The sequence below is a fragment of the Peribacillus loiseleuriae genome, from assembly GCF_001183985.1.
Taxonomy (GTDB): domain Bacteria; phylum Bacillota; class Bacilli; order Bacillales; family DSM-1321; genus Peribacillus; species Peribacillus loiseleuriae.
Map to the genome: position 1 here is coordinate 1,074,534 of NZ_LFZW01000001.1, position 24,929 is coordinate 1,099,462.

General features: G+C 36.9%; 25 protein-coding genes and 1 other annotated feature. Of the genes, 16 read left to right on the forward strand and 9 right to left on the reverse strand.

Annotated features, from left to right (window positions below):
- Positions 1-439: 439 nt before the first annotated feature.
- The 4 genes from ald to AC625_RS04870 all read right to left on the reverse strand — a co-directional run bounded on the left by ald (position 440) and on the right by AC625_RS04870 (position 4,391).
- The gene (ald, locus tag AC625_RS04855) at positions 440-1,573 is read right to left on the reverse strand and encodes an alanine dehydrogenase (RefSeq protein ID WP_049680244.1); all 1,134 of its coding nucleotides are present in this window, start codon (positions 1,571-1,573) and stop codon (positions 440-442) included.
- 122 nt (positions 1,574-1,695) lie between these two features.
- On the reverse strand, positions 1,696-2,520 hold the full coding sequence (locus AC625_RS04860; RefSeq protein WP_049680245.1) for an EcsC family protein: 825 nt from the start codon (positions 2,518-2,520) through the stop codon (positions 1,696-1,698).
- 237 nt (positions 2,521-2,757) lie between these two features.
- Complete coding sequence (locus tag AC625_RS04865) at positions 2,758-3,756, reverse strand: inorganic phosphate transporter (protein ID WP_049680246.1); 999 nt, start codon at positions 3,754-3,756, stop codon at positions 2,758-2,760.
- Positions 3,757-3,770: 14 nt separating this feature from the next.
- The gene (locus AC625_RS04870) at positions 3,771-4,391 is read right to left on the reverse strand and encodes a DUF47 domain-containing protein (RefSeq protein ID WP_049680247.1); all 621 of its coding nucleotides are present in this window, start codon (positions 4,389-4,391) and stop codon (positions 3,771-3,773) included.
- 345 nt (positions 4,392-4,736) lie between these two features.
- On the opposite strand from AC625_RS04870, the gene AC625_RS04875 reads away from it, so the two are divergent.
- Together AC625_RS04875 and AC625_RS04880 are read left to right on the forward strand one after the other, a co-directional pair.
- Entirely contained in the window at positions 4,737-5,567 is an 831-nt protein-coding gene (locus tag AC625_RS04875) for an aldo/keto reductase (RefSeq protein ID WP_049680248.1), read from the forward strand.
- A 362-nt stretch (positions 5,568-5,929) separates the two neighbouring features.
- Positions 5,930-6,184, forward strand: coding sequence for a GlsB/YeaQ/YmgE family stress response membrane protein (locus AC625_RS04880; protein ID WP_049680249.1), 255 nt, complete (start codon positions 5,930-5,932; stop codon positions 6,182-6,184).
- 183 nt (positions 6,185-6,367) lie between these two features.
- Here the strand turns inward: AC625_RS04880 and AC625_RS04885 are convergent, their stop codons facing one another.
- On the reverse strand, positions 6,368-7,270 hold the full coding sequence (locus AC625_RS04885) for an RluA family pseudouridine synthase (RefSeq protein WP_245644936.1): 903 nt from the start codon (positions 7,268-7,270) through the stop codon (positions 6,368-6,370).
- 207 nt (positions 7,271-7,477) lie between these two features.
- Here AC625_RS04885 and AC625_RS04890 point away from each other — a divergent pair, with 207 nt between their 5' ends.
- On the forward strand, positions 7,478-7,876 hold the full coding sequence (locus AC625_RS04890; protein ID WP_049680251.1) for a DUF5365 family protein: 399 nt from the start codon (positions 7,478-7,480) through the stop codon (positions 7,874-7,876).
- 145 nt (positions 7,877-8,021) lie between these two features.
- Here AC625_RS04890 and AC625_RS04895 read toward each other — a convergent pair whose 3' ends face one another.
- Entirely contained in the window at positions 8,022-8,498 is a 477-nt protein-coding gene (locus AC625_RS04895) for a thioredoxin family protein (RefSeq protein ID WP_049680252.1), read from the reverse strand.
- Positions 8,495-8,932 carry a disulfide oxidoreductase gene (locus AC625_RS04900; RefSeq protein WP_049680253.1) on the reverse strand — a complete coding sequence of 146 codons (438 nt, stop codon included), beginning with the start codon at positions 8,930-8,932 and terminating at the stop codon, positions 8,495-8,497. The genes AC625_RS04895 and AC625_RS04900 overlap by 4 nt, the downstream gene beginning before the upstream one ends.
- A 460-nt stretch (positions 8,933-9,392) precedes the next feature.
- On the opposite strand from AC625_RS04900, the gene AC625_RS04905 reads away from it, so the two are divergent.
- A complete protein-coding gene (locus AC625_RS04905; RefSeq protein ID WP_049680254.1) occupies positions 9,393-11,123 on the forward strand; it encodes a phospho-sugar mutase in 1,731 nt (576 codons plus the stop codon).
- 180 nt (positions 11,124-11,303) lie between these two features.
- Here the strand turns inward: AC625_RS04905 and AC625_RS04910 are convergent, their stop codons facing one another.
- Positions 11,304-11,546, reverse strand: coding sequence for a YhdB family protein (locus AC625_RS04910; protein WP_049680255.1), 243 nt, complete (start codon positions 11,544-11,546; stop codon positions 11,304-11,306).
- A gap of 236 nt (positions 11,547-11,782) precedes the next feature.
- Here AC625_RS04910 and AC625_RS04915 point away from each other — a divergent pair, with 236 nt between their 5' ends.
- Positions 11,783-12,763 carry a M14 family zinc carboxypeptidase gene (locus AC625_RS04915; protein ID WP_049680256.1) on the forward strand — a complete coding sequence of 327 codons (981 nt, stop codon included), beginning with the start codon at positions 11,783-11,785 and terminating at the stop codon, positions 12,761-12,763.
- A gap of 53 nt (positions 12,764-12,816) precedes the next feature.
- A complete protein-coding gene (locus tag AC625_RS04920; protein WP_049680257.1) occupies positions 12,817-13,125 on the forward strand; it encodes a DUF3889 domain-containing protein in 309 nt (102 codons plus the stop codon).
- Positions 13,126-13,452: 327 nt separating this feature from the next.
- On the opposite strand, the gene AC625_RS04925 is transcribed toward AC625_RS04920, so the two are convergent.
- Positions 13,453-13,971, reverse strand: coding sequence for a hypothetical protein (locus AC625_RS04925; protein WP_049680258.1), 519 nt, complete (start codon positions 13,969-13,971; stop codon positions 13,453-13,455).
- A 280-nt stretch (positions 13,972-14,251) separates the two neighbouring features.
- Between AC625_RS04925 and AC625_RS04930 the strand changes: the two genes are divergently transcribed.
- From AC625_RS04930 to AC625_RS04970, 10 genes are all read left to right on the forward strand, one after another.
- Positions 14,252-14,467: a hypothetical protein gene (locus AC625_RS04930; RefSeq protein ID WP_049680259.1), complete on the forward strand. Its 216-nt coding sequence runs from the start codon at positions 14,252-14,254 to the stop codon at positions 14,465-14,467.
- A 243-nt stretch (positions 14,468-14,710) separates the two neighbouring features.
- Positions 14,711-14,904 (forward strand) — a binding site (T-box leader).
- Positions 14,905-15,088: 184 nt separating this feature from the next.
- Positions 15,089-16,504 (forward strand): Na+/H+ antiporter NhaC, encoded by a 1,416-nt coding sequence (nhaC, locus tag AC625_RS04935; RefSeq protein ID WP_049680260.1) that lies wholly within the window; start codon positions 15,089-15,091, stop codon positions 16,502-16,504.
- Between the two features lies 1 nt (position 16,505).
- A complete protein-coding gene (locus tag AC625_RS04940) occupies positions 16,506-17,372 on the forward strand; it encodes an MBL fold metallo-hydrolase (protein ID WP_049680261.1) in 867 nt (288 codons plus the stop codon).
- Between the two features lie 465 nt (positions 17,373-17,837).
- Positions 17,838-17,972 (forward strand): hypothetical protein, encoded by a 135-nt coding sequence (locus tag AC625_RS28450; protein ID WP_425415477.1) that lies wholly within the window; start codon positions 17,838-17,840, stop codon positions 17,970-17,972.
- A 114-nt stretch (positions 17,973-18,086) separates the two neighbouring features.
- Positions 18,087-19,505, forward strand: a complete 1,419-nt coding sequence (locus tag AC625_RS04945) for a SpoVR family protein (protein ID WP_049680262.1) — start codon at positions 18,087-18,089, stop codon at positions 19,503-19,505.
- A gap of 280 nt (positions 19,506-19,785) precedes the next feature.
- Entirely contained in the window at positions 19,786-20,292 is a 507-nt protein-coding gene (locus AC625_RS04950) for a PCYCGC motif-containing (lipo)protein (RefSeq protein ID WP_156187420.1), read from the forward strand.
- A 151-nt stretch (positions 20,293-20,443) separates the two neighbouring features.
- Positions 20,444-21,004 carry a copper resistance CopC family protein gene (locus tag AC625_RS04955; RefSeq protein WP_049680263.1) on the forward strand — a complete coding sequence of 187 codons (561 nt, stop codon included), beginning with the start codon at positions 20,444-20,446 and terminating at the stop codon, positions 21,002-21,004.
- A complete protein-coding gene (locus AC625_RS04960; RefSeq protein ID WP_245644937.1) occupies positions 21,001-22,080 on the forward strand; it encodes a copper resistance D family protein in 1,080 nt (359 codons plus the stop codon). Before AC625_RS04955 ends, AC625_RS04960 begins: the two co-directional genes overlap by 4 nt.
- 271 nt (positions 22,081-22,351) lie before the next feature.
- The gene (locus AC625_RS04965; protein WP_049680264.1) at positions 22,352-22,678 is read left to right on the forward strand and encodes a YnfA family protein; all 327 of its coding nucleotides are present in this window, start codon (positions 22,352-22,354) and stop codon (positions 22,676-22,678) included.
- A 208-nt stretch (positions 22,679-22,886) separates the two neighbouring features.
- Positions 22,887-24,794 (forward strand): PTS mannitol transporter subunit IICBA, encoded by a 1,908-nt coding sequence (locus AC625_RS04970; RefSeq protein ID WP_049680265.1) that lies wholly within the window; start codon positions 22,887-22,889, stop codon positions 24,792-24,794.
- Positions 24,795-24,929: the final 135 nt, after the last annotated feature.

Here is a 24,929-nt window from a genome sequence, read left to right on the forward strand (position 1 = left end):
ACATTGGAAATGTTCGACCGGATTCTTTCTTATAAGGTATAATTTAACAATTCGTTTTTTTATTGTAATATAAAGGATCATCAGTGTTTTTACTACTTTTTCACAAATAAATTCACAATGGATTTCTAATGGAGTGAATTAATTATTGGAGTGAGTGTGAGTTTGATGTAATTTATAGTGTGAATTTTAATATATTGATGTTTTGTAGAGCATCAATAATATGTCCTTCATAAAGCCGATGAAGGACTAAATTCCTTGGGAAAGAGGAAGAAATGTCCTTCATAAAGCTGATGAAGGACAAAACCCCTTAGGTAAACATGTGTGAATTGTCCTGCGAATTAAGTGGTGAAAAACTTGCGAATAAACTAACTATTTTCCATGTTTTTCCTTTTTTCACCCCGCAAGTAAACCCGTTATTTGTAGACAAGGATTTGGGCTTTTACGCATTAATGTTTTCATCTTTTAACGCCGTTTCAACGTGTATATACTTAAAGCCAAGGTCTTTAGCGACGGCCTCAAAGGTAATTTCACCGTTTGCGACGTTTACTCCTTTTGCAAGTGCTTCGTTTTCAAGAATGGCTGTCACAGCACCTTTATTGGCAATTTGTAGCGCGTACGGTATTGTCACATTTGTTAAAGCAAGAGTTGATGTATTTGGGACAGCTCCAGGCATGTTTGCGACGGCATAATGGACTACTCCATGCTTTACATATGTCGGTTGATCGTGAGTGGTAATCTTGGTAACAGTTTCAAAAATCCCACCTTGGTCAACAGCAACATCAATGACAACAGAGCCAGGCGACATCGATTTTACCATTTCTTCTGTCACAAGCTTAGGAGCCTTTGCCCCAGGAATCAATACGGCACCAATGACTAAATCAGATTCAGATACAGCTTGTGCCACATTATATGGGTTAGAAATTAATGTAGAAATTTGATTTCCGAAGATATCGTCTAATTGGCGAAGACGGTCTGGGCTAAGATCGATAATCGTGACAATTGCTCCTAAACCGATGGCTACTTTTGCTGCATTTGTACCGACAACACCGCCGCCTATAATTGTTACTTTTCCGCGTTTTACACCTGGAACCCCACTTAATAAGATTCCTTTCCCACCATGAGTTTTTTCAAGGAATTGAGCGCCTATTTGTGCAGCCATTCTACCAGCTACCTCACTCATTGGCGTCAATAATGGAAGCGTGTTACTCACGGATACCGTTTCATAGGCAATGGCTAGGACACCATTATCTTTAAGTGCTTTTGTTAACTCAGGATCTGCAGCTAAGTGAAGGTATGTGAAAAGAATTAAATCCTTACGGAAATATTGATATTCTGAAGCAATGGGTTCTTTTACCTTAAGAATCATTTCAGCTGTGGTCCAAATGTCTGCGGCTACTTCGGCAATAACGGCTCCGGCAGCCAAATACGATTCATCTGAAAAGCTGCTTCCTAGACCCGCGTTTTTTTCAACATATACTTCATGACCAGCGTTACGTAAAGCGACAACACCAGCGGGAGTAATGGCGACACGATTTTCATTGTTTTTTATTTCCTTAGGAATTCCAATTCGCATAATCAATTCGCTCCATTTCAAAAGAAAATTACTCTTTGTACACAAAGTATAACTGTATCAGAAAAAATATGATATGTGAAATCAGAAAATTCTAAAATGAATTTTGCGGAATTCGACAAACACTATTTCAATGAATCAGTTTTTACTTCTAATCGCATCAGAATTCGGCGCTTCCGATAGAGCATACTGCCAACTTCGGCTACGTCTGCAATCATGCTTCGATTGGTAAAGGCCCCAAAGACCATACCAGCAATCGGAATCATTTGAAGGAGTTTTTTCCAACCAAATTGATCGCGATATGTATAGACAACTTCACGCCAGCCTTGAAGCTGACTAATCATTTCTTTTCGATCAGCCTGTTCATTGCGGTGAAACGAGGATAAATCCTTTAATATTGCATCTTTGCCAACGATATCTGCTGTAGCAAATTGCAAGCATTTAACAATAAAGACCCGTTCTTCTTTGTCTTTTGGATTGAAGCCATATGCTAGGGAGATATCCTGTAAGGTTTTCAGAGATAAGCTTAATAATAATGGAATATCAATGGATACCGTGAAAATCCCTCCAATTCCAGTGGATGCCCCTTGTACAGTTGCAAGCTTGCTATTGGCTTTTTTTATATCTTCACTTACCGAGTTCATGACAAGTAGCGAAACATTGGCGCAATCATCCACAGAGGTAATGGATTGACTTGGGGCATACCCTTCAATTCGCTTAAATACTGATTGTTCTTTCGTTAAATATTGCCCGCCACTCTGAACGAAGCTTCCTAATTCATTGAGTAAGAGAGCGATCTTATCTTGAATAAATGCAGGGGTTGTTTTATCGAGTAATTTAAAGGGTAAACGGCCAATTTTCTCCCAAAACCATAGTCCTTTTTGCTCCTTTTCCCATTTATTTATAATGTGCAGCTCCGATTCCAAATATTCCTTCGATTCATTGTCCAAGGGTTATCCCAACCTTTTAATTTTTAAGATATAAAGTGCTTCCTGGTAGCTGTCTATTCTTTTGGAAAGGAGGGAATAGGGGAGTCCTGATGAAAGCGGCTTTTCATATATTTAATTTTAATCCATTTTTTGATATATAAGAAAGAATAAGTTCCTTAGAAGGGGAAAAGGTAACATGTGAAAACTGGGCAAAAAAAAACCTTCCGCTTCAATAGGAAGGAAAGGAGCATAAAGGTATTACATAAATAAATTAAGTATGAAGTAAATTAAACCTGCAAGCGTTGCTGAAATTGGTAATGTAATGAACCAAGTAATAACCATACGCTTCGCAGTGCCCCATTTAACCCCTTTAATCCTGTGAGCGGAACCTACACCAAGGATAGATGAAGAGATAACATGGGTTGTACTAACCGGCAAGTGAATAAGTGTTGCGCCAAAGATAATGGCAGCACCTGTTAAATCAGCTGCAACGCCGTTTACCGGACGGATTTTCATGATTTTTCCGCCGACGGTTTTAATAATTTTCCAACCACCGATAGATGTACCAAGACCCATTGCTATCGCACAAGATAATTGTACCCATAACTGAATATCGTCACTTTTTGTGAACCCATTTGTCATAAGAGCGAGCGTAATAATCCCCATGGCTTTTTGAGCATCATTTGTTCCATGTGAATAAGATTGAAGGGCAGCTGTAGCAATCTGAATAGTACGAAACTGCTTGTTTGTTTTTGTTAAATTATTATTTTTAAATAAAATTTTGATAATAGAATATACAAGAAAACCTACAGCAAAAGCGAGAATTGGCGAAATGATTAGAGCTTCAATTATTTTTAAAAATCCGCCCCATTTAATTTCTGAAAAACCAGCAGCTGCGATCGCCGCGCCTGCAATCGCTCCAATTAGCGCATGTGAAGAGCTGCTAGGAATACCATAATACCACGTAACTAAATTCCAAACGATAGCAGCTATAAGGGCAGCAAGAATTACGGTTGAACCATTCGGTAAGGTAAAGGGGTCGACAATGCCCTTCGTTATGGTTTTGGCAACGCCTGTGAATGTCATTGCACCGACAAAATTCATCGTTGCTGCTAAGATAATCGCGTGGCGGGGTTTTAATGCTTTCGTTGATACAGAAGTTGCAATGGCATTGGCTGTGTCATGGAAACCATTAATAAAGTCAAATGCAAGTGCAAAGATGACGATTAATATCGTTATTAGAAATATACTGTCCATATGTGGAAGACTCCTTACGCGTTTTTCATGATAATAGTTTCAAGTGTATTGGCGACAGTCTGACAATGGTCAGCAATTTCTTCAAGGCTTTCATAAATTTCTTTATATTGAATAATACGGATTGGATCTTTTTCAACTGAAAACAGATTTTTGATGGATTGACGTTGAATTCCATCACAGACTGATTCTAAATCTTTAATTTTAATCGCGTGTTCACGAATGTCTAGTAATTTTTTTGTTGTTAAAAGATCTACAGATTTTTCGATTTCATACGTGCATTCTTTAATCGCTTCGACAAATTTCAACATATACTCATCAACATGGATAATTGAATACATTTCAAATAAAGCGGCACAATGCTCCAGGCCGTCTAACACATCATCCATGCTCATTGTTAATAGCAAAATATCTTCACGCTCAATTGGCGTAATGAAGGCATTGTTAAGGTCTGTAATGACGCCGTGGACCATATCATCGCCTTTGTGCTCATACTCTTTCATCATTTCTGAGAAAACCTTAAGATCGCTTATGTTCTTTAATTTAAAATCAGCAAAATAATCTGCGCTTTCTTTTAAATTTTGCGAAATATTAATAAGAGCATTAGCGAACTTGTCTTTCTTTGATTTGAAAACCATTTGAAAACCCCCGTTAAAGCAGAATTGGCATAGCTTTGACAATTAAAAGTCAGTAGCCTATGTATAGTATTAGCGAACTTATTGTAACGAATTCTCTTAGTGATAGGGAAGTTATTTCGACGAAAATTTACAAAAACTTAACAAAACAAATACAGAAAATTTAAAAAACTCCGTAATAGGTGCTATCTACATCAATAAAGTTTAATTATAATGAAGAATTATGTGTTTTTTAGGATATGGTGACAGGTTGTACTCGTAAAAAAGTTCTTTTTATGCAGACCATTTCTTTAGAGTAAGAAACCAGTTAATGGTATAATTGGTTTAATTAAAGAAGGAGGTTATTCGATGATTAAGAATATAATTGAAACCATCACATTACATAATGGTGTTGAGATTCCACAACTAGGATTTGGCGTTTTTAAGGTTGAAAATGGTAGTCAAACTGTCGAATCAGTAAAGAAAGCGTTAGCAGTAGGCTACCGTTCCATCGATACTGCTGCTATTTATAAAAATGAAGAAGGTGTAGGGCAGGCGATTAAAGAAAGTGGAATTCCTCGTGAGGAACTTTTCATCACATCTAAAGTATGGAACACGGATCAAGGATACGAATCAACCCTTCAAGCATATGAAGCAAGCCTTGAGAGACTTGGTCTTGATTATTTGGATTTGTACTTAATTCATTGGCCAGGACAAGATAAATATATCGAAACTTGGAAAGCACTTGAAACTCTTTATAAAGAAGGCCGAGTTCGTGCTATCGGTGTGAGTAACTTCCATATTCATCATTTGGAAAACTTATTAGCGAATACAGACATTAAACCAGTTGTGAACCAGATTGAGCTACATCCGCGTCTTTCACAGCTTGAAATAAGAGAGTTCTGTAAAAAACATGAGATTAAAGTAGAGGCATGGGGTCCCCTTGGCCAAGGACATCTACTTGATGAACCAACCATCAACCACCTAGCTAAAAAACATAATAAATCTGCCGCACAAGTCTTAATAAGATGGCATTTGCAGCATGGAACAATAGCTATACCTAAATCAATTACTCCATCAAGGATTGAATCGAATGCTCAAGTATTTGATTTCGAATTAAGCTTAGACGAAATGAACAAAATCGACGCATTAAATCTAAATGAGCGATATGGTTCAAATCCAGACGAAGTCAAATTTTAAACCAAAACCTGAACCAAGCAGAATGTTGCCTGTTTCAGGTTTTTTTATTTCGAGTTCTAAGAGGCTAGATGATTCCCACTTTGTTTAATAATATTCGTTAAAACAATTACATGTTTTTATTCGAATTTATTTAGGGTTTAGATGCTAAAAAAGGGGGAAAGTAATTATATAAGACGGCAAGTAAGGAGTCGGTACAAAATACATCGTGACATTGTAATGGATTAGGACATTATTTTTAGAGAAATATGTCACTTAATTTTTGATCTGATCCTAAAAAAAGCTTCCGTCGGTTAGATGTAAGTGAAAATGCAAGCTCTTAGCATTTTACAGTTCTAAAAACATTCAAGGAGGAGTTAAATAGTATGAGTTTTCTTTGGTCATTAATTATAGGTGGGATTATTGGTTGGCTAGCCGGGATGATTATTGGACGTGACGTGCCATTTGGAGTTGTTGGGAATATTATCGCTGGTTTCGTCGGTGCTTGGTTAGGCTCGTTAGTTTTAGGAAGCTGGGGTCCAGTTATTTCTAACTTTGCAATTATTCCAGCACTGATTGGAGCAATTGTATTCGTGTTTATCTTAAGCATGATATTACGCGGCACCCGACGTGCTTCATAACTGTCACTCAAAAAAAAAGGATGCCGAGATGGCATCCTTTTTTTTGAGTGACGCTCATGGATGTTTTTTATAAGCGTTTGTTTAAATTGTCCATGTTCTCATGCACATTAAGTAAGGACATCTTGGTAAAGTCTGGTCCTTACGTATAACTGATACGCGAAATGTTAGAGTTCTTCGGCTTTTTTACGTGAAAATAGGTGGTTCATCTAAATATGGAGCAGTAATACTCAACTTTTCTTCAGTAAAGGGGTGAATGAACTCAATTTTACGGGCATGTAGAGCTTGCCGGGGAAATGTTTTCTTCCCGCCATACAATGTATCTCCTGCTAATGGGTGATGAATATGACTTAAGTGAACACGGATTTGATGAGTACGTCCACTTTCTAATGTACAGCTTATCATCGTTACATTTTTTTTAGGGAAAAATTTGAGAACTTTATAATGAGTAACTGCAGTTTGTCCAGTCGGAGATACTCTTCTTCTCGTGGCATGATGGCGGTCCCGCCCTATTTTTGCATCAATGCGACCTTGGACATTCATCACTTGGCCCTCTGCTAGGGCTACATAGGTTCTGGTTATTGTACGTTCTTCTAACATTCGATCTAGAATGGCACCAACGAAGGGGTTTTTTGCAAATAGGACAGCACCTGTTGTATCTTTATCAAGGCGGTGGATATGCTTAATAAACGGTTGTTGATTCGTTGCTGCTAAGTGATAAGCAACTCCATTAAGGAGTGTGTTATTTTGTTCAGGATTTGCGGGATGGGTATCCATACAAGCTTGTTTATTAGCAATTAAAAGGTGGTCATCTTCATATAAAATTTCGATATGGAGATCCTTCGGCACTGGGTAATCCGTGATAGGAAATTCGAATACGGGGATCCCAAGCAAATCATCTTGTTGTAAAGGTTTTGTCCACTGAGCAATTTCTCCATTAATTGTCACCTTTTTGCTCATTCGCCATTCGTGTAACAGCTTTTTGGGAGCTTTCCAATAGTCTTTCATAAGTTTTTCTGTTGTTAATTCATTCCACTTTTTGGGCACAATTATTACCAAATTATCTTGAATTCGCTTGTTAGTAAGCAATTTTTTCACCACTTTCGACATATAAATATTAAATTCGACAAAATACTACATTGTTCTGATAGAATGATGGAATTTTCACCAATCTTTCTACCTATAAAAAAAGCAAGTGGCGATATTTACCACCCTTTCTTCCTAAATCTTATGGTATTCTATTGAAAGAAACTGAAACCATTATCATACTTATTGATTTACAAGGGTGGGTTGTTAGTGAAGGTTGTTTACTCTTCTACATATGAACAAGAACAAAGAATAGAAAATCTTGTATCATATTTTTTTAACTTTATTTTCCCGACTTACTTTCCGGAAGACGAAATCTCACATTTTAAAAAAATTGGTGTGCTTAAGTCTGAGGCATACGCTGGGACGTTAAGAAGAGCGTATCAGATTATGACTAGTTTGCAAGTAATCATCACGATTCTTGAGAAAAATGAAAATAGTGAACAGTATTCGATTGATATGAAAAGGGAATTACTCTTAAGCAAGAATATTCAATTACTTAATGAAAGCGGTATGTTTTTCCCTTTTCTTAGCAATCACTTTCTTCAATCAACTAATGAAAACTCCTCGATGGTCTATGAAGAGCCGGCCCATCAATTTTTAAACTAGTCATGATCTTTCATTTTACCTAAACAAGAGGCTGACGCAAATTCGTCAGCCTCTTGTTTAGGTAAAAGGTAAGAATATAAAAGTTCTTTAATGGATCGGGAGTTTAGTGTAAAGGGCAAAGTACCTCAAAGAAAATTTCGCTTTTCTAATTAACACCATTAACTTCGAACCAGTGTTTAAACGTTGCTACTTCATTCTCGCCAATGATACGATCTTGCTCTACGCCATTTTTATAGAAAACAATTGTTGGGGTTTCCTTCAAATTGTAATCATTCCAGCCTTGTTCGAATTCGAGAAGATTGTATTGAACAAGGTCGATTCCCATTTCTTCAGCAAGCGGAGCTACAACTGGTGTTGTTCTTTTGCAGTGTTCACAAAGTGGACTGAAGTAATAAACGGCTACATCTTCTTTCGCTTTAAGCTTTTTATCTAATTGAGCTGGCAGGATGATGTTTTGATAGTTTGGATCATCCAATTGGTCGATAGTTGCTTGAGCCAGCTTGTCGGTACCATATGGATTATCGGCTGCCTTTAATTTTTCGTCTTTTTGCATAGTCGTTACAATCCCTAGTGTTGCGAATAACGCAAGGATGATGACTAGAAAGATAATGATTTTTTTCATGCGTACTCCCCCTTGGATTTATTCCAGATGATAGTGCTACAGATGAAGATTAAGACGAATGCAGTTAAAGCAAGGAACGGAATGGTAACAAAGCCAAACCAGTTAATGTATTGCCCTGTACAAGGAACTCTTCCACAGGAAGCAGCATGATCACCGAATAGAGCAACTTTTTGAATTAAATAATGATAGCTTGAAATTAGTGCTCCAACCCCGGATAGAATCATGGTATATAAACTAATCCGATAATCTTTTCTAACAACCGCAATCCCTAATATCACTGTAAATGGATACATGACAATTCTTTGGAACCAACATAGGTCACATGGTTCATATTGCTTAATTTCAGAAAAATACAAACTTCCGAGTGTTGCGATGACAGATACTGCCCACGCAATAAATAAATAGTTATCACGATTGTTTTTTGTCGTTTTCATCTTCTCTCCACCTATTGTTTTTTCATGAAAATTATAGTATGTCCAAAGCCCTTATGCAAAATAAATGTACTTACTAAAAGTTATTTAGGCAATGTTAAAAGGTGGATTTATATGGATACTTTAAGTAGAATTGCTGCTTGTTATATAAGTATTCCAGGTAAACGCAAAGGAATGAATAGACTTTCATCCGGAATTAGTGATGAGATATTAAGGTAAATTAAATAGGTATAAAGAAGTGGAAAAATAAGATGACTTAGACTTTCATAAATGTAAAAAATAGAAATGTGAAAACATCCTTGATTTCTACGTTTTAAGTAGTTACAGAACCTATTTTATTCTTTTGTAACAGTCGCTTTTTCTGCTTCTTTTTTTTATACAAATGTGGTACGGTAAAAAGGAAATATATCCAAATTTGAATTTTCGAAATATTATCCACGTTATAGAAAAGGGGACTGTACTTGTGAATTGGAAAGATACATACGCAAAATGGGCAGAGGATCAAAATTTAGACAACGAATTACGAGTGTTGCTTAATCAGTTAGAAGGCGATGATGCCTTACTTGAGGAAGCATTCTATAAAAACCTTGAGTTCGGAACAGGTGGAATGCGTGGGGAAATCGGCGCAGGAACAAATCGAATGAATGTGTATACGGTCAGAAAGGCAACATTGGGACTAGCTCAATATATAGAATCATTTGGTGAGGAAGCGAAATTACGCGGTGTGGTCATTGCTTATGATTCCAGACATAAGTCTCCAGAATTTGCATTAGAAGCAGCTAAGACCCTTGCTACTTCAGGAATTAAAGCCTATCTCTTCGATGAGCTACGTCCGACACCAGAATTATCATTCGCCGTTCGAGAATTGAATGCTTTCGCGGGAATTGTCATTACTGCAAGCCATAATCCACCTGAATATAACGGATATAAAGTATATGGTCCAGATGGAGCCCAGTTGCCACCAGATGCCGCAGACAAAGTCATTCATTATGTAAATGCGATTGAAAATGAACTTGTTATCCAAGTTGATGATGCTGAGATATTGAAAGAAAAAGGGTTTATTGTTTCCATTGGAGAAGAACTGGATGCAGCCTATAATGAACAATTATTAAGTATTCCTGAAAACCCAAACCTCGCAGCGAAAACGGATATTTCAATTGTCTTTTCACCGCTTCATGGTACAGCTAACAAATCCGTGCAACGTGCATTGAAGGATCTTGGATATAAGAATGTCCACGTTGTAAAGGAACAGGAGCTTCCTGATCCTAATTTTTCTACAGTAACCTCTCCGAATCCAGAGGAGCCTGCGGCATTTGAATTGGCTATTGAGCTTGGTAGCAAAGTAGATGCAGATCTATTAATTGCAACAGATCCGGATGCAGATCGTCTTGGAGTCGCGGTTAAAAATTTAGATGGGGAATATGTGGTTTTAACTGGAAATCAAACCGGTGCACTGCTCTTGGACTATTTATTGAAACAAAAACAAGCAAAAGGTACCCTATCTACAAATGGAGTGATATTGAAAACGATTGTGACATCCGAAATTGGCCGCGCAATTGCTACTAGTTACGGGTTACAAACTATAGACGTCTTGACTGGGTTTAAATTCATAGCTGAGAAAATTGGTCAGTACCACGAAACAGGTCAGCACCAGTTTCTATTTGGATATGAAGAAAGCTATGGCTATTTAATTAAAGACTTCGCGAGAGATAAAGATGCTGTACAATCTGCAGTTCTAGCTACAGAGGTTTGTGCGTATTACAAACAACAAGGCATGACATTATATGAAGGATTATTAGAAGTGTTTGAAAAATATGGTTTTTACTTGGAAGGGTTACAATCACTTACGCTAAAAGGGATTGATGGTGCCAGACAAATACAGGGGATCTTGAACGAGTTCCGTGAAAATCCGCCAAAAGAAATTGCCGGGTACCATGTAGCGGTACAGGAAGATTACCAAAGTAGTCAAAAGTTTTTATTGCTAAAAAACGAACAAACCGTAATTGACTTACCTAAATCCAATGTACTCAAATACTTTTTAGAAGACGGCACATGGGTTTGTTTACGACCATCGGGTACTGAACCGAAAATCAAATTTTACTTTGGTGTACAAGGAAAGACGATGAAGGACACGAAAGAAAAATTAACAGTCGTTATGGAAGACTTCATGACACGTATTCAACAATTGATTTAATGGGTGTGTAAAGAAAAGAGAGCGTCTCATAAGGGTCTGACCTCGCAAGCTAAATCAGTATGTAGTATTTCACACACTACTCTTGTACTGTATTTAGTTGTTGCGGGGTCTAACCCTTTGCTTTGAGACGCTTCCTTTTTCATGTATATATGTTTCCAATTTGCAGAAGCTATAGCAATGTTAGCTAGGAAGAAGCTCAAAGTAATCTGTCGTATTTTCAGCTGCGTGATCGAGATAACGAAGTAATGCATGTAGATATGTCTCAATGAGCTTGTAATCATGTTCAAAGTGGTATGCATGTAAAAAGCGTTCAATCTTTTTTGAAAGAAAATGATCTCGAGTGCGGACCATTAAAATAAGCAAATTATCCCATTCCGACCTGTGCGTGTAAAACAATGCTCTGTCGTAATCCGTTTTGGTCATGAAATCTCCTCCTTACTAAGGAGCTATTTGTAGTTTGTTCAAACTCGTTCGTTCATTACGAAGAAAAATGTGGAGATGCTAATTCTTAGGGATTGTTGTTATTTACCTGAATAAAGTAAAACTTCATCAGTGGAAGTTTTCTTACCCTTCATTGCTGGTTAGCCTCTCACCAACCAGAGATTTTCTTTTAAAAAAACTGAACAGGCTAATCTAGGATAAATGAAGGTGGTGCATGAATGAAATACTTCATCGTTTGTATAGCAGGTTCCCTGATTTTGACTTCGTTTCCCATTCAAGCAGCTATAAAGACACTAAATCCTGTTTATTCAGTTCAGCAGTTTGAAAAAGAATTAACGGATTTGGAGCAACGCTATAAACTTGACTTGATATCAATCGGCCAATCTGAAAAAGGAAAGGCTATTTGGGCAGTAAAGCTTGGAAAAGGAAAAAAAAACATTTTGATTAGCGGTTCGCATCACGGCAGAGAATGGCTCTCGACTTTATTAATCATGAAAATAATCAAAGCTTACGCGGAAGCTTATGAATCAAAGTTGAACATCGATGGGTATTCCACATCTATATTAGATGAAATCAGTCTTATATTTGTGCCTCTGTTAAATCCGGATGGCGTTCAAATCCAGCAAGGTGATTTTTCCGCATTTAATCTTCAGGAAAAATGGGCATTGTTTGGGATGAACAACTTTAGCACAAACTGGTCAAGGTGGAAGGCGAACGCAAGAGGAGTAGATTTAAATCGTCAATATCCTGCTGGTTGGAGCGAGCTGGACACAAATACCCAGGCACCAAATTATCAATTTTATAAAGGAAAGAAACCGCTTCAGGCCTCTGAATCAAAAGCGCTCGTCCTCTTTACGAAACAAATCAATCCAATACTTGCTGTATCCTATCATACATCTGGACGTGAAATTTTCTGGTATTACCATAATAAACCTGAGAATATCTTACGTGATTATTCTTTGGCAAAAAAGACGGCGATTTTAACAGGTTACAACTTGTCTATTCCTGAGAAACATGCCAATGGAAGTGGCTATACAGATTGGTTCATTACTGAGTATGAACGACCAGCCATGACGATTGAGTTAAGCTATCTCGTCGATGAAACAAGCCCTCCAATTGAGGTGATCCATGAGGAATGGAATCGCAACCGTGCCGTATTATTGATGCTTGCAGCGGAAGTTTGCAAAACCGTAGAATAAGAAGAAAAATATGATCCATACTATAGCTATACCATTGCAACAGGAGGAAAACGATGAAGAAAATCATAGGTTTACTTATATTCATCCTGAGTCTTAGCACGTTCCAACAAGTTTTGGCCCAACAGCCCGATTATGAAAAATACGGAAAAATTGCCATTGTTGTTGTTCAAGCAAACCATCCGGCTGAAGAAGTCACCGATTACGAATATAAAGGCCGAAAACAATTGACAAAAGATGAAGTAGAAGATGATTTTCTTTTCTTGGTAGCAGAAAATGGAAAAGAATTCAATGTGCTTGTCAAAATCAAACATAACTTAGCCAATAATAAGCTATTAAATTTAACGGTTGAAGAAAGTAAGTGAATGAGGTAATTGAAAGGCATGGCAGAAAGCTGTGTCTTTTTTTGAAATAAAATGAAGGTTATTAAATAAAGAAGAATGGAGGATATGCGGATTCTTATTTGGGAGCCATTCCAACTACCGTCATGTTCCCACGCTTTTATATATATTACTGTTTCCAAATCAAATTAACCATCCTAAACAAGCTTACCAAACAGCGATACATGGAGATATAGTTAAGAGCAAGATCGTGTGATTTGCATCTAACTGGTTCGGTTTAGAGGTACAAAATAAGAATTAGCTTAAAAAATGAGGTCTATATAGAAACCGTTTAGCACAAATGCTAAGCGGTTATTTCATTGATTTATTATCAAGTTTGTAAAAGTTCAATTTTTCATCTATTAACCAAAATTCTATAGATGTATTGTTCTTTCTGTCCACATAGCCGATAATATTCAATCCTTGTTCTGAACGGAAATAATCATTCTTTCCATATACTTTTATTACATCTTCCTTATTGTCACCAATTTTTATTCCTTTTACAGTTTCTAAATTCCTGTCAGTTATGATAAATCTTGTGATTTTTCCAGATTTGTTAGTTGCGACTTCAATTCCTTTTCTTAACTCATAGTAATCATAACCTGTAACATCTCTACTTTGCTCTGTTTTCTTTCCATATTTTTTTGTGATTTCATCGCTATAAAAATTATCATTTAAATACAGACCTTCAATATTTTCTTTACTTAAATCTGTTGTTTTTGTAAATGTATGATGAAATGAACGAGGGAAAGTATGGTTAATTGAAAATGCCGTTAATGTTAAAAATAGTACAATTCCAATTGTAATAAGAATCATGGTATTTCGTCTCATATAAAACTCCTTTTTGATTGTATATAAAAATTTTACCATATATTTCATAAGTTTTTCCGGAAATAATAACTGCTTCTTTGCAAAGATGCAGTTATCGAAGACAGTCTGTTTAATATAGAGCGAACTTCTTTTTTGGCAGTAAAATGGAAATATTATGTTAAAATAAGTATTGTAGATAAGTTGTGAAAGATTCTACTAAAACGATCAGTTGAACAAGAACAATATCATATATGAAGCATAATCCTACTAATATTCGTACTTGTTTTATGGAGGGATTATTATGGAAAATCGAAAACTAAGAATAATGTGGATTATTCCAAATGTATTTTGTCATTTAGTGTTAATTGGTTTATCCGTCTGGGTAGTGGCAAATAGCGAAGGGTTACAAGAAATAAATAGTTTATCCATCTACGTTATATTTATAATTTTGCTTTTTTTTGTATCTGTATTTGGTAGTTATCAAATTTGGACATGGATAAAAAACGGTAAGATGTAGATGATTTGTTCAATTAACGAGAAGAATAGTTGAATTAGAATCTTGGATTTATATGGAAAGACCAATGGTGAAGGGGGATATAATTGATTATTAAAAACAGAAAGGGGATTTTTTTCGTTTTTTTTAAAAGGGGACATCTAGACTGAAGAAATCTTATTAAAAAATAGTCTATTGACACGCTAAGGAGTCTTATATTAAGATACTTTCATACTTACTTACACAAAAGCATAAAAGCGTAAAAGCGTAAAAGCGTTGAACTAAAAAAGTAACTGGTTGTTTAGGAAGTTGAGAGACTTAGTGGATGGTGCAAACTAAGCCGAGCATTCAGTGAATTACAATTAGGGAGCTGACTTCTGTCCGGCAATGCCGTTAATCAAATGAGTGAACAAAAATTTTTTTGTTAATCAGGGTGGTACCGCGGAGCTTCCGTCCCTTTTTAGGGATGGAAGCTTTTTATTATAAGTAGTAATAGAATGTAAAATATATTAAGGGAATGAGTCATGACAAGTGTCTGCTGTCTCTTTATCTTAGTTGAAGTCCCTACAGTTCTTACGTTGATGAGCAAGGTGTCTGCGCTTTTCTTATATGAACAAACAATTAATAAAGGAAGTGAAAAGTAAGATGAGAAAAAATATATCAATTGGTTTAGCGCTTTTGCCAATTGTAACTTTAATGACAGCAGGAGCTGCTTCTATTTTAATTTGGAAAGCCGGTATGTTTATCCCTTTAATTATTGGAATCATTGCGACAGTCCTTGTTGGAGTGATAAGTGGTTATAAATGGGATGAGCTGGAGAAAATGATGGTGAATGGTGTATCCAAAGCTTTGCCTGCGATGTTTATATTGCTAGTTATTGGGTTGATCGTGGGAACATGGATTGCTAGTGGTGTGATTCCTTCTATGATCTACTATGGATTATCATTTATTCACCCTTCATTCTTTATTCCAGCTGTAGCTCTTGTTACCGGGGTCGTTTCCGTCACGCTTGGTAGCTCATTTACTTCGATTGCTACGATTGGTTTAGCGTTTATGGTAATAGGTGAAGGGATGGGGTTTCCGCCAGGACTTATTGCTGGTGCCGTTATGTCAGGGGCATTTTTTGGAGACAAATTATCACCTCTATCTGATACGACGAATATTGCACCAGCAATGGCAGAAACGGATTTATTCAGTCATGTTCGCCATATGCTTTGGGATACTGTTCCTGCCTTTATCATTACACTAGTTTTATATGGAATAATCAGCAATGGGGCACAGCAAAATGTTGTAGATACAGGGAAAATTGATATGATTTTGGCGGGGATCCAAAAGACGTTTTTCATTCATCCCTTGCTGTTATTATTACCTGTACTAACTATTTTGCTTATGATGAAGCGTTTGCCAGCTTTGCCCACGTTAATGATTGTTGGATTGTTGGGTGGTTTAGTAGCTATTATTATACAAGGTCAATCAATCACTTCCGTTATTAACACAATGACGTATGGATTCACGGCTAAATCCGGTGTCAAAGAGGTTGACTCTTTATTAAATAATGGTGGAATAGTTTCCATGCTTAATACAATCGGTTTATTAACCATTGCTACAGCTTTAGGGGGTCTTTTAGAAGGTACTGGTGTTTTTCAAACTTTAATTCGACCTATCATCAATAAAATAAAGACGACTAGTTCATTAATTACGACAACAATTGTATCGACTTTTATTGTTGCCTTCGCAAGTGGTGCCCAATTTTTAGCGATAATATTACCTGCAAGAACTTTCGTTCAAACATATAAAGATTTAAAAATTGATACGAAAAATTTATCTAGATGCGTTGAAGCTGCTGGAACAGTTGGAATCACACTGGTACCTTGGGGTGTACCAGCTGTTTTTGCAGCGAATATGTTGGGTGTAGGAGTAGAGCAATTTATTCCATATCTATTCTTTGCTTTCCTTGTTCCCCTTATCAATGTCATTTATGGATTTACTGGTTGGACGATAACGAAAAAAGATTATTCTGAGGAGCAGGTGCAAGAAACAGAATCAATAGGAGGGAATTGACATGAGCGAAGTCATCGTGAATATCATTGGCACAGCGCAAGATGCTGGTGTCCCGCATCCGAATTGTTTTTGCAGGAACTGTGTGAAAGCAATTGAAGATGCTAAGTTTCGGAGGTTTGCTTCTTCCTTGGCTATTATTCTACCAAAGTCAAAAGAGTGGCACTTGATTGATGCAACTCCTGACTTAAGGGAGCAAATGGCATTTATCCAAATGAAGTACCAGCTGCAAAAACAATTGATGGATAGCATTTGGCTTACTCATGCCCATATTGGACATTATCCTGGATTAATGTTTTTAGGAAAAGAAGCCATCGGTGCTAAAGGAACATCTGTTTATTGTGGTGAAAAAATGAAACAGCTACTAGAAAATCATGCACCATGGAAGCAACTAGCTGATCTTGAAAATATTAAGCCAATAGAGATCACGCATGAACATCCCATCGAACTTACATCAGTTGTTCGAATAACTCCTGTGGAAGTCCCGCACCGAAATGAGTTTTCTGAAACCTTTGCGTTTTGGATTGCTGGGCCGACTCGTAAACTACTTTATATACCCGATATTGATAGATGGAATGAATGGGATCGTGATATATATGAAATGGCCAAGGAAGCAGATATTTGCTTATTGGATGGTACTTTCTATTCAATAGAAGAAATTGAACGAATGGGGCGAAATTATAAAGAAATTCCTCATCCGGTGATGACGGAAACAATGGATCGCCTGCAAGACTTAGTGGATGAAACAGCTATATATTTCACTCATTTCAATCATACCAACCCCGTCATAGATCCAGAAAACTCCCTTATCAAACAAGTAAAGGATAGAGGTTTTCACATTGCTGTTGAGGGTATGGAAATTTTATTATAAAGATTTTTTACTTCATGGAATGACCAACGGTGAATTTGCAGGATGAAAAGATGAAATTATTTTGGTAGAAAAGTTGTAGACTTAAAATAAAGTTTAATTGTTTTCCGATAATTAAACTCTGTTCTTCTTTATTTTGTAAACATAAAAAGCAAGATACGTAAAAGGACAGATTGAGTATTTATAAATCAAAATATAGGATTGTGGATTGATAAAGAAAGCAACAAGGAACCCCTCCTTCGTTGCTTTCTTTATGTCCAAGCTTTTTTACAGTTGGATATCTATAAGAAATTGATCCTTTGATAAATGGCTACAACCTAGTTAAAGAAAGCGTAGATTCATGAGGCAGCTTATTCATGAAGTAATGTGCGGTTGGATAAACTTTTACTCCGTGTTCAAGTGCTTGTTGAATATGCGTTTCTTTGCTAACGAAGGACTGTAATTGAATGAATAGATAAAGCCTATTTAATTACTGGAGGAATGGGAATATTTTTCATTGGAATATCAATGCTTTTTTCAGGTTCAATGGTAAGTGGAGACCAATTGAGGAAATCAATGAGACTCCTAAAAAGGGACATAGATCGGCTGTGTGCAATACTATGAATTCTTTAATACGTTTCATACTAGTTATAATATTTGGGAGCCCATCCAACATCCGTCATGTTCCCACGCTTTTTTCATACATTAATGTAAGGAAGAAAAAAGGAGGAGAGGCGGATGAATACAGAAGATCAGAACGCATTGGAATATGCGATAAGTGAAATTACTGAGATTGCAGAGGGATTTGGGCTGGATTTCTATCCGATGCGGTATGAAATTTGCCCATCAGAAATCATTTATACATTTGGTGCGTATGGGATGCCGACTAGGTTTTCCCATTGGAGCTTCGGAAAACAATTTCATAAAATGAAAATTCAGTATGATTTTGGGTTGAGTAAAATATATGAATTGGTTATTAATTCAAATCCTTGCTATGCTTTTTTATTGGATTCAAACTCGCTTATTCAAAACAAATTGATTGTCGCGCATGTGCTTGCTCACTGTGATTTCTTCAAAAATAATGTTCGATTTCAGAATACAAAGCGTGATATGGTCGAAAGCATGGCAGCAACGGCCGATCGGATTCGCCAATATGAAATTCTACATGGCAAAAAAGAGGTCGAAACATTTCTAGATGCAGTATTGGCAATTGATGAACATATCGATCCGTCCTTAATCCGACCGAAGCTAGCTTGGTCCATGGAGGACGAAGATAATGATGGGGATGAAATTAAACCAATTGCATCCGCATATGATGATTTATGGTCCTTGGATAACAAAGAAAAACCGATCCGTAGTGTAGGGAAAAAGAAAAAGAAATTCCCACCACAGCCAGAAAAGGACATCTTACTATTCATTGAACAATACAGCCGTGATTTGACCGAATGGCAGCGGGATATTTTAACGATGATGCGCGAAGAAATGCTTTATTTCTGGCCGCAGCTTGAAACGAAAATCATGAATGAAGGCTGGGCATCTTATTGGCATCAAAGAATCGTCAGGGAATTGGATTTGACCTCGGGAGACGCATTGGAGTTCGCCAAGCTGAATGCCGGTGTCGTCCAGCCGTCACGTACGAGTATAAACCCATATTACCTTGGATTGAAGATTTTGGAAGATATTGAAGAACGTTATAATAACCCGACTGATGAAATGAAGAAACTTGGTGTCAAGCCAGATTCTGGCCGTGAAAAGATGTTTGAAGTTCGAGAAATCGAAGCGGACATATCCTTTATACGAAATTATTTAACTAAAGACTTAGTGACACGTGAAGATATGTATTTATTCCAAAAGCAAGGGAAGGATTACAAAGTGGTTGATAAGGCATGGGAGCAGGTTCGCGATCAGCTCGTCAGCATGCGCGTTAATGGTGGTTTTCCATACATTACGGTCAATGACGGCGATTATCTACGAAACGGTGAGCTTTATTTAAAGCATTGGTACGAAGACATTGAGCTGGATTTGAAGTATTTAGAGAAGGTACTTCCTTATATTTACCAGCTTTGGGGGCGCCCTGTCCATCTGGAATCGGTCATGGAGAAAAAAGAAGTACTCTTTTCATATGATGGAAAAGGCGTGCATCGGAAATATTTATAAAGGATAGCCGACCGCTTATGTGGTCGGCTGTTTAATATGTACCTCAGGGTAGATCAGGCAGTAATAATGAAAATCACTAACAACAGACAAAGTTGATTATTTATGAGTTACAGAATTATTTGAACACGCACTTATATATTATCCATCCTTTATCGAAAAAAATCAGTGTGGACAGATTCGTTAAAATCTCACAAACTCTAGCTAGCTGTTTAATAGGACTTGTTATCTTGCATACAGGAGCTTACACTTTAATTAACAATGAAGAGGAAAGGATAAAAAAATGAAAGTTAAACATTCGTTTATGATTGTGATTTGTGTTTTATTAGGAGTAGTATCAGCATGTTCAAATACGACGGCAGAGAAACAGAAAAGTGAAAAGGAAGAAGTCCATACAGAACACACAGAACATGCTATTAGTGATATCCGTGAAGAAACAAGTAGCGTTGATGTATTGCCAAAATTTATGAACGGTAAATCAGAAGATATGAAATTAATTTATACCGCAGCCGCTAACCATAAAGATTTGCTTGAAAAAATTCCTTGTTATTGCGGATGTGGTGAAGCAGCAAATCATAAAAATAATTATGATTGTTTTATTTATGAGAACAAGAGTAACGGAGTAGTAATTTGGGATGATCATGGAACAAAATGCGGTGTTTGTTTAGAAATAGCTGCCCAATCAGTCATTGATTATAACGAAGGAAAATCAATTGAAGCAATCCGAAAAGATATTGATGCAAAGTATGAGAATGGATATGCTAAGCCTACTCCAACTCCAGAAGCTTAATAAATTGTAAATAGCTGCCTCCAATAGTTATCGGAATAGATTGTTATAATATTTACAAAATTGTCGAAAATGCATGTGAAATTATCGAGGATAAACATGTTATGATGAAAGGGTTGTATCGAAAAATTATAGTCAAAAGAAAGGATCAATAATGAAAAAATTACTCTTTATGTTGATATGTATGTTCATAACAATCCCTACTATGGCAAGTGCACATACTCATCTATCTTCATCCAATCCTAAAGAAGGCCAAATTGTGACCGAGGAACTTAAGGAAATCACTCTCGACTACGCAGGGACTATAGAAAAACTAAGCACCATGAAGCTATTGAAAGATGGAGTAGAGATTTCACTTTCTCAAATTCTAGTACAAGATAAGCAATTGATCGGAACCTTATCTGCACCTCTTGAAAATGGTTCTTATATCATTGAATGGAATATTGTAGGAGATGATGGGCATCCCATAACTGGCAAGATTACGTTCACTGTACAAATAGAACAAATAAACAAAGAAAAAGAAACAGAAACAGTACAACCAAAAGTAGAAGAAAACAAACAAGAGAATGAACAGCAGGATAAAGTTGAGACTCAAACTGAAAACCAAACTGTAGATCAACCATCAACCAATACAGTAACAACAATCATCACAGTACTTCTTTTCGCCATTTTGGTTTTGGGTCTCGTTTTATTGTTCAAGAAGAAGCGTAAATGATGAATGTACTTATTCCGATTTCGGAATTTGGAAATTATCTGATGTTTTCAATTCTTGCGGGTCATGTCGTACTGCAATTTGTACCAGAAGGAAGTAAGCCAAAGCTAAATGTTCCGAAATCTGTATTGCTACTTTCAACTCTTGGTATCATCATTTTTACATTAGTGCCCATTGTGCAAGTCATCTTCTATTTTAAAGACAGTGTTGGGTTACAGCAGGCGACTATGTCTGTACTTACTGAATTTCAGGTTGGAAAGTCGTGGATTTTCATAGGCTTTATGGCAACGTTTTTATGGATGACCATTTATGTAAAGGGATCTAAATATTTACAGATGTTATTGTTATTCTTAATGGTTCTAGGAGTAGGATACGCGAGCCATAGTGCATCGTTGTCTTTTTGGAAAGGATTATTCTCTCATACGACACATTTTTTAATCGTTTCTTTATGGACAGGTATACTCATTCATATTTCATGGTTTTCAAAAAATCATTCCTCTTGGTTAAAATTTTTGCGCTGGTTTACACCATTTGCTATCGTCTGTTTAGTCGTAATTTTTATAAGTGGATTTATTCTGATGGTACCGATTGTAGAACCGAAAGATTATGTGAAGTCTTGGGTCTTACCTTATGGACAGATGTTGCTCCTTAAACATATTAGTATCATACCTGTCATTGTTTTTGCTTTTGTTAACGGATTTCTTGTGAAAAAAGCAATGAATCATTCGACGTTCAACCCACGTCCTTGGCTGATTGGTGAAAGTATTTTACTAATGTTTGTATTCTATTTTACCGCTGTAATGGGGACATTATCGCCCCCTCATACAATTGATCTTACAGTAATTTCTGAAGGTGCCTCTCCTTGGGTAGAATGGTTATTAGGTATAGATATTATTGTTCCGTTACATGTACAGTTTATTCCATTTTTCCAAACGATATTGTTAATAGTCATCTCCTTCGTATTTTTGGCGATGATTATTGTAAGTTTTAAAAATAGAAAACCTTATTTAGGATTAATATTTGGAGTGAGTTTTATGGCTGCTGTGTATATGGGATTGATGTTATCCATGTCCATATAAATCCATATACAAATATGTTGTTATCAAATCTAAATGTGGATCAAAGTCATCTTCTTGTTAAAGGAGGATGGCTTTTTTCTTCTAAATTAATTGAATTCTCGTTATAAAATAGAGTTAATGTTGCCTATTTACATGAAATAGTCTGAATGACAGGATGTTTAAATCGTTTATATAGAGATATTTATATAGGCTTTGAAGAATTCAGTGAATTTTGAATTGGATCATGTATAATTAATTTTACCAAACATATGTGAGGAGAATGTGAGTAAAGATGATCTATACGATTGCTGTATTTTTATTTGCGGGATTAGCAGAAATTGGTGGAGGTTATCTTATTTGGTTATGGCTTCGTGAGGGAAAGCCCTTTTATTTGGGGATGTTAGGAGGACTCGCCTTAGCTTTATATGGAGTTGTTGCTACGTTTCAAACATTTCCATCTTTCGGTCGTGTTTATGCTGCGTATGGAGGTGTCTTTATTATCCTTTCGGTATTATGGGGATGGGGAGTAGATAAAAAAACGCCAGACTTGTACGACTGGGTAGGTGGTGCCATTTGTTTAATTGGTGTATCTGTTATGTTATGGGCACCAAGGCAATAAACAAATCGATTGTAATGAAATAATACTGTTATTATATTATCCACAATAAAATAAGCTTGCAATCTTTTAACAAGAGAATAAATCGAATATATTCGAGAAACAATATCTTTGTCTCCTTTGTCGCGACAAAGTTAGCTTTCTTCGTTATTGAATGCTTGAGACTCGTCCTTTACCATTAATGATGAATATAATGAAGGGAAGAGAGATAATGGCTCAATTAAATATAAAAGTAGCTGTACAAAAGTTCGGTAATTTCCTTAGTTCGATGGTTATGCCGAATATTGCAGCTTTCATAGCGTGGGGGTTAATTACCGCACTATTTATACCTACTGGCTTCTTTCCGAGTGAAAGCTTAGGTCAAATGGTCGATCCAATGGTTAAATACATGTTGCCACTATTAATAGGGTACACAGGCGGTAAGATTATACATGATCAACGCGGTGGTGTTGTTGGTGCTATTGCGACAATGGGTGTCATCGTAGGATCAGACATTCCGATGTTTCTTGGTGCCATGATCATGGGACCGGTCGGCGGATATGCAATAAAGAAATTTGATCAGTTTATTGAGGGGAAAGTGAAAGCTGGCTTTGAAATGCTTGTTAACAATTTCTCAGCAGGAATCATTGGCGGAGGTCTCGCTATTCTATCCTTATTAGGGGTTGGTCCTGCTGTAAACTTGTTTACGGGTTGGCTTGTGAATGGTGTAGATTGGCTGGTGGCGGCTGGGCTACTGCCGTTGACAAGTATCTTAATCGAACCTGCAAAAATATTATTTTTAAATAATGCTATCAATCATGGCATCCTTTCACCAATTGGTTTAGAGCAGATTAAACAGACAGGCCAATCGGTATTGTTACTACTTGAAGCAAACCCAGGACCTGGTTTTGGTGTCTTGCTTGCTTATAGTATTTTTGGAAAAGGGACAGCAAAGAAATCAGCACCGGGAGCTGCCATTATTCAATTCTTTGGCGGAATCCACGAAATTTACTTCCCATATATCTTAATGCGTCCGATGTTATTTTTTGCCGTTATCTTGGGCGGAATGAGTGGCGTATTTACATTAGTTCTTTTAGGTGGAGGATTATTCGCTCCTGCATCACCTGGTAGTATTCTGGCCATTGCTGCAGTTACTCCACATCATACAAGTACGTTTATTGCAAACTTCGCAGGCGTGTTAGTAGCTGGAATTGTATCATTTGTTATTTCTGCATTCGTCCTCAGAACAGGGAAGCAACCAGATGAAAGCATTGAAGATGCAGCAAAAAAAATGCAGGAAATGAAAGGGAAGAAAAGTTCTGTTGCGAATGTATTTGCTTCAAATGGTACTATGCCGGATAACGTGAATAAAATCATCTTTGCATGTGATGCCGGAATGGGGTCTAGTGCAATGGGTGCTTCCCTTCTCCGCAAGAAAGTGAAGGAAGCAGGAATGGATGTCGCTGTTACGAATACATCTATTAGTAATCTTCCTTCTGATGCCCAAATTGTCATCACACAGGAAGAACTGACACCGAGAGCACAGAAACAAGTGCCGAATGCGTATCACATTTCCGTGGATAATTTCTTATCAAGTCCAGAATATGATCGATTAATCAGTCAGTTAAAATTTCCAGCCAATGCAGAGCTTCATGAAATCGTTGAAGAGGCTGAAGAAGTCGTCCCTGGTAACCCTGATGGTGAAAATGACAATGACAGCTTGCTTCGTCCGGAAAATGTATTTCTTAATCAAGAGTTTGCTAATAAAGAAGAGGCGATTCGCTTCGCTGGACGAGCATTAGTGAAAGCCGGATATGTTAACGAAAGCTATATTGAAGCGATGATTGCTCGTGATGAAATGACTTCAACCTATATGGGAAATGATGTTGCGATTCCACACGGTACAGAAGAAGCGAAAAAGGATGTACTTAATTCTGGATTTACCGTATTGCAAGTTCCAAACGGAGTGGACTTTGACGGTCAAAAAGTACGTTTGATCTTCGGTATTGCTGGGAAAGATGGTACACATCTTGAGATATTATCTGGAATAGCTGTGACGTGTTCCGATATGGAGAATATTGAAAAGTTGGTTGAAGCGAAAACAGCCCAAGAAATGATAGATATTTTAGGAAAAGAATAAATAATTGTATTTACCGAATAGAAAAGTGAATTAAGTGCTTTTTTAATCGCCCTTTTATTGTAAGAATTGATTCTTACAATAAATACGGTTTCTAGCGCAAGGCGCAATCGGCTCTGGGGACATAAGACAATCAAA

Bases quoted from the DNA above. Each gene is read 5' to 3' on its own strand.
- AC625_RS04955 (WP_049680263.1), top strand. From the start codon at position 20,444: ATGAAAAAATTACTCTTTATGTTGATATGTATGTTCATAACAATCCCT.
- AC625_RS04970 (WP_049680265.1), top strand. From the start codon at position 22,887: ATGGCTCAATTAAATATAAAAGTAGCTGTACAAAAGTTCGGTAATTTC.
- AC625_RS04870 (WP_049680247.1), bottom strand. From the start codon at position 4,391: ATGGTTTTCAAATCAAAGAAAGACAAGTTCGCTAATGCTCTTATTAAT.
- AC625_RS04925 (WP_049680258.1), bottom strand. From the start codon at position 13,971: ATGAGACGAAATACCATGATTCTTATTACAATTGGAATTGTACTATTT.
- AC625_RS04965 (WP_049680264.1), top strand. From the start codon at position 22,352: ATGATCTATACGATTGCTGTATTTTTATTTGCGGGATTAGCAGAAATT.
- AC625_RS04950 (WP_156187420.1), top strand. From the start codon at position 19,786: ATGAAAGTTAAACATTCGTTTATGATTGTGATTTGTGTTTTATTAGGA.
- AC625_RS04945 (WP_049680262.1), top strand. From the start codon at position 18,087: ATGAATACAGAAGATCAGAACGCATTGGAATATGCGATAAGTGAAATT.
- AC625_RS04960 (WP_245644937.1), top strand. From the start codon at position 21,001: ATGATGAATGTACTTATTCCGATTTCGGAATTTGGAAATTATCTGATG.
- AC625_RS04920 (WP_049680257.1), top strand. From the start codon at position 12,817: ATGAAGAAAATCATAGGTTTACTTATATTCATCCTGAGTCTTAGCACG.
- AC625_RS04930 (WP_049680259.1), top strand. From the start codon at position 14,252: ATGGAAAATCGAAAACTAAGAATAATGTGGATTATTCCAAATGTATTT.
- AC625_RS04865 (WP_049680246.1), bottom strand. From the start codon at position 3,756: ATGGACAGTATATTTCTAATAACGATATTAATCGTCATCTTTGCACTT.
- AC625_RS04910 (WP_049680255.1), bottom strand. From the start codon at position 11,546: ATGACCAAAACGGATTACGACAGAGCATTGTTTTACACGCACAGGTCG.
- ald (WP_049680244.1), bottom strand. From the start codon at position 1,573: ATGCGAATTGGAATTCCTAAGGAAATAAAAAACAATGAAAATCGTGTC.
- AC625_RS04940 (WP_049680261.1), top strand. From the start codon at position 16,506: ATGAGCGAAGTCATCGTGAATATCATTGGCACAGCGCAAGATGCTGGT.
- AC625_RS04895 (WP_049680252.1), bottom strand. From the start codon at position 8,498: ATGAAAAAAATCATTATCTTTCTAGTCATCATCCTTGCGTTATTCGCA.
- AC625_RS04880 (WP_049680249.1), top strand. From the start codon at position 5,930: ATGAGTTTTCTTTGGTCATTAATTATAGGTGGGATTATTGGTTGGCTA.
- nhaC (WP_049680260.1), top strand. From the start codon at position 15,089: ATGAGAAAAAATATATCAATTGGTTTAGCGCTTTTGCCAATTGTAACT.
- AC625_RS04900 (WP_049680253.1), bottom strand. From the start codon at position 8,932: ATGAAAACGACAAAAAACAATCGTGATAACTATTTATTTATTGCGTGG.
- AC625_RS04875 (WP_049680248.1), top strand. From the start codon at position 4,737: ATGATTAAGAATATAATTGAAACCATCACATTACATAATGGTGTTGAG.
- AC625_RS04915 (WP_049680256.1), top strand. From the start codon at position 11,783: ATGAAATACTTCATCGTTTGTATAGCAGGTTCCCTGATTTTGACTTCG.